Raw genomic sequence first — 4,490 nt, forward strand, 5'->3', positions numbered from 1 at the left:
CTTCGCGGGAGTCGGTACGCGCACTGGCCGACAAGGCGGCGTCGCTGGGCAGCGTGACGCAGGCGATCAACACCGCCGGCCTGTCACCGAACATGGCGCCCCCTGCCAAGGTGCTGGAAGTCGACCTTTACGGATCGGCCGTGGTGTTGGAGGAGTTCGAGCACATCATCGCCCGTGGCGGCGCTGGTCTGGTCATCTCCAGCATGGCAGGCCACATGATGCCGCCCCTACCAGCAGATCAGGAGCACGCACTGGCCTTCGCGCCCGCCGATGAGTTGCTCAATCTGCCTTTCCTGAAGGGGGACGCCGTGCCCAATTCGCTTGTCGCATACATGATCGCCAAGCGCGCCAATCACCTTCGCGTGCAGGCGGCCGCGATGAGCTGGGGCGCCCGCGGCGCGCGCGTCAATTCGATCAGCCCCGGGATCATCGTGACGCCGCTCGCGCAGCACGAGTTGAACTCGGAGATCGGAGATGGCTATCGCGCCATGATCGCCGCCTCTCCGTCCAAGCGGATGGCCCCGCCCGAGGAAATCGCGGTGGCGGCCTCCTATCTGCTGGGGCCCGATGCGGGGTTCATCACCGGCAGCGACCTGCTGATCGATGGCGGTGTGATCGCGGCGATGCGTGCGGGCAAGCTGCCGGTTCCGGATTGATCCCACAATGCAAGGACGCGCCAAGCTTCGTTATGTTGACCTTGCGTTTGTATGGGTGGTTGGAGCAAGCAACCACGTGCACGACAGGCTGCCGATTCCGGTGAGTGCGATCACCCAGCCCATCGGCCAGGGCGTGCCGTCGGCGAACGCGCCGATCGCGGCCGAGCTGACGATGCCGCTGCCGTAATGGACCGCCCCGACCAGCGCCGAGACGGCGCCGGCGCGCTCTGGAAAGCCCGCCAGCGCGCCGGCGATGGAGTTGGCGACGATGAAGCCGGTCGCCGAGACAAACAGGAACAGCGACACCGCCAACCCCCACAGCCCGCCCCAGCCGCTCCAGGCCGTCGCCGCCACCACGCTCCCGGCGAGCGCGGCCACCCCGGCACCCCACAGCAACAGCCGGTCGCTGCCCAGCCGCCGCACCAGCCGCGCGTTGAGCGTGTTGGTCGTCATGATGCCAACGATGCCGGCGCCGAACAGCAGGCCGTACATCTGCGGCGGCACGTGGTGGTACGTGACGTAGGCGAAGGGCGTGCCGGCGATGTAGGCGAACATGCCGCCGTAGAAGAACCCACCCGCCCCCGCGTAGCCGAGCAACCGGCGCTGACGGATCAGCGTGCCGTAGCGGAGCAGCGCCCGGCCAAGCGGCTCGCGGTTGCGCCGCTCCGGCGGCAGCGTCTCGGGCAGGGTGAACAGGGCGGCGAGCGTGACGACACCGACGCCGACCAGCGTCCAGAAGATCGCCCGCCAGCCCGCGACGGCGAGGATCTGCCCGCCGACGACCGGTCCGAGGAGCGGGGCGATGGCCATCACGGTCATCAGCGTCGATAGCATCTGGGCCGCGCGAGGACCCTCGTAGAGGTCGCGCACCATGGCCCGCGCCAGCACAACGCCGGGGCACGCCCCCACCGCCTGCACGACGCGCCAGCCGATCAGCGCCTCGGCGCTGCCCGCCATGGCGCAGCCGGCCGAACCCAGGGCGAACAGCACCAGTCCGACCACCACTGGCAGGCGGCGGCCGAAGCGGTCGCTGACCGGGCCCCACAGGAGCTGCCCCAGGCTGAAGCCGATGAGATAGCCCGACACCGTCAGCTCGACCATGCCGGCGTCGGCGCTGAGCGCTTGGCCCATCGCCGGCATGGCCGGCAAGTACAGGTCGGTCGAGATCGACGCGAAGCCCATCAGCGCGCTGAGGATCGCGAGCACGCGCCAGCCGTGGCGGGTCGCCGCGGCCGGCGTCTGAACACTGGCAATCATCGACATCACAGTTCCTGCGTCGTCGGGCGGAACAGGATCTCGTTCACGTCCACGTCGTCGGGCTGGCTGATGGCAAAGGCGACCATCCGCGCGAAGCTATCGGCCGGAATGGCAACGGCCTGATAGAAGTCCTGGATGCCCTTGGCGACGTCGGCCTCGGTGATGCTCTGCGGCAGCTCCGACTGCACGGCCCCCGGCGAGATGATGGTGGTGCGGATGTTGTAGGGCTTCACCTCCATCCGCAGCCCCTCGGACAGCATACGCACCGCCGCCTTGGTCGCCGCGTAGACCGCGCTGCCCGGGCGCACCTTGTGGCCAGCGACCGAGGAGACGTTGATGATGTGCCCGCTCTTCTGCCGCGTCATGTGGGGGAGCGCCGCGGCGATGCCGTAAAGCACGCCCTTGAGGTTGACATCGATCATCCGGTCCCAGTCCTCCACCTTGCCGCGCTCCAGCGGCGAGTGCGGCATCAAGCCGGCGTTGTTGACAATCACATCGATCCGCCCGTGGGCGGAGACCGCCGCGTCGACCAGGCGCTTGACCTGCTCGCGGTCGGTGACGTCGGTCTGCACCGCGGCGCCCGGCGCGAGGTCCAGCTCGCGGGCCAGGGCCTGGAGCCGGTCGAGCCGGCGGGCGCCGAGGACCAGCGTTGCGCCCGAGTTCGCAAGGTGCCGCGCGGTGGCCTCGCCGAGCCCGCTACTGGCGCCCGTGATGACGATGACCTTGCCGTCGATATTGCTGCTCATGGATGCCTTCCTTTCGGTCCGGTTGCCCGGCGCCCGCCGCTTTCCAGCGTCGGGGATCCGGTGTCTGCGCGTTGCGGTCGGATCAGCGGCCGATCTGGATGTCGCCGAGCCATCGGGAGACTTGTAAGAGCGTTTCCCGCTCCTGATCCGCCCGCATGGTGAACGGCTCAAGGAGGCGTGACCGCGGTGCGTGCGCGGCAACGATCGCCATGCTGTTGCCAAGGCCGTAGCCGCCATGGGTGACGAAGAGGACGAGCGTCTTGCCGGACAGATCATGACCGGCCAGGAAGGACCGGATCACCGGAGGAGTGCTCATCCCCCAGATCGGGAAGCCAAGAAAAACAATGTCGTAGGACCAGATATCCGGGAACGTGGCCCGCAACGGGGGCTGATAGCCGGTGTCCCGCTCGCCCTGCGCCTGTCGGACGACTGCCTCGTAGTCTTCCGGGTACGGGTCGGCCGGTTCGATCTCGAACAGGTCCGCGCCATGAGCCCGCCGGATCTGGCCCGCAATGACGCGCGTGTTGCCGGTGCGGGAGAAATAGGCAACCAGAGGTGCCGCGCGGGATGCGACCTGCTGCGCGGCGGCGGAACTGGCCGTGAGGCCCAGTCCCGTCGCAAGGGGCAATGAGAGCGCGGCCGTCATGGCGTCCCGCCTCGACACGCCGCTCCGGCGTTTCATCGGATCGCCTCCCTCGGTTCGGTCAGAGGCCGGTGGTCTTCATCAGATGCTCAGGATACCGCTGTCCCTCGACCGTGATCTCGGCCGCAGCACGCTGGATCTCGGCGAGGTCGCCGGCGGTCAGCTCGACCTCCGCCGCAGCGAGGTTCTCCTCCAGCCGGTGCAGCTTGGTGGTGCCGGGGATCGGCACGATCCACGGCTTCTGCGCCAGCAGCCAAGCGAGCGCGATCTGCGCCGCTGTCGCCTTCTTCTCAGCCGCAATGCGCTTCAGCAAGTCGACCAGCGCCTGGTTCTTCTCCATCGCCTCGGGCGTGAAGCGCGGCAGGATCCTGCGGAAGTCGTTCTCGCTGATCTTGGTGTCCTTGCCCATGGCGCCGGTCAGGAAGCCCTTGCCGAGCGGGCTGTAGGCGACCAGTCCGATGCCCAGCTCCTCGCAGGCCTGGAGGATGCCGTTGGTCTCCGGACCGCGCGTCCACAGCGAATACTCGTTCTGCAGTGCGGTTATCGGCTGCACCGCATGCGCCCGGCGAACGGTCTGGGCACCGGGCTCGGACAGGCCGAAATGCTTGACCTTGCCCTCCACGATCAGGTCCTTGACGGCGCCCGCCACGTCCTCGATCGGCACGTTGGGATCGACGCGGTGCTGGTAGAGCAGGTCGATGACCTCGACGCCGAGGCGCTTCAGCGACGCCTCTGCGACCGCTCGGATATGCTCGGGACGGCTGTTCGTGCCGTTCATCTTGCCTGTGGCGGGATCGATGTTGAAGCCGAACTTGGTGGCGATCACCACTTGGTCGCGCACGGGCTTCAGCGCCGCGCCGACGATCTCCTCGTTGGTGAAGGGGCCGTAGATTTCAGCCGTGTCGAAGAAGGTGACGCCACGCTCCACCGCCTGCCGGATCAGCGTGATGCTCTCCTCCCGGTTCAACCCATGGCCATAGCTGAAGTTCAGACCCATGCAGCCGAAGCCGATCGCTGAGACCTCCAGACCGCTTTTCCCAAGAACACGCGTCTTCATCGCTCTCTCCCACCCACGGCCGTGGGCGCTCAACGTTGCGTTGGGAGGGAGATAATCCATGGGAAGACCACCGATTAGACTGCATGATCCGCATGACGTCATATCCGCATTTCATAAATGCATCGCCAGCA

General features: G+C 67.5%; 5 protein-coding genes. 1 reads left to right on the top strand and 4 read right to left on the bottom strand.

Annotated elements, in window-relative coordinates:
- Positions 1 to 656, top strand: a 656-nt coding sequence (locus I71_RS27220) for an SDR family oxidoreductase (protein ID WP_042701342.1), incomplete at its 5' end; no start/stop codon positions are given.
- A gap of 30 nt (positions 657 to 686) precedes the next feature.
- Here I71_RS27220 and I71_RS27225 read toward each other — a convergent pair.
- The 4 genes from I71_RS27225 to I71_RS27240 all read right to left on the bottom strand — a co-directional run bounded on the left by I71_RS27225 (position 687) and on the right by I71_RS27240 (position 4,359).
- Positions 687 to 1,913 (bottom strand): multidrug effflux MFS transporter, encoded by a 1,227-nt coding sequence (locus tag I71_RS27225; RefSeq protein WP_083897425.1) that lies wholly within the window; start codon positions 1,911 to 1,913, stop codon positions 687 to 689.
- Positions 1,914 to 1,918: 5 nt separating this feature from the next.
- On the bottom strand, positions 1,919 to 2,659 hold the full coding sequence (locus I71_RS27230; RefSeq protein ID WP_042701348.1) for an SDR family oxidoreductase: 741 nt from the start codon (positions 2,657 to 2,659) through the stop codon (positions 1,919 to 1,921).
- An 82-nt stretch (positions 2,660 to 2,741) separates the two neighbouring features.
- On the bottom strand, positions 2,742 to 3,305 hold the full coding sequence (locus tag I71_RS27235) for a flavodoxin (RefSeq protein WP_085940793.1): 564 nt from the start codon (positions 3,303 to 3,305) through the stop codon (positions 2,742 to 2,744).
- Between the two features lie 58 nt (positions 3,306 to 3,363).
- The gene (locus I71_RS27240; RefSeq protein WP_042701354.1) at positions 3,364 to 4,359 is read right to left on the bottom strand and encodes an aldo/keto reductase; all 996 of its coding nucleotides are present in this window, start codon (positions 4,357 to 4,359) and stop codon (positions 3,364 to 3,366) included.
- Positions 4,360 to 4,490 lie beyond the last annotated feature (131 nt).

The organism is Azospirillum sp. B506 (assembly GCF_000333595.1).
Classification (GTDB): Bacteria; Pseudomonadota; Alphaproteobacteria; order Azospirillales; family Azospirillaceae; genus Azospirillum.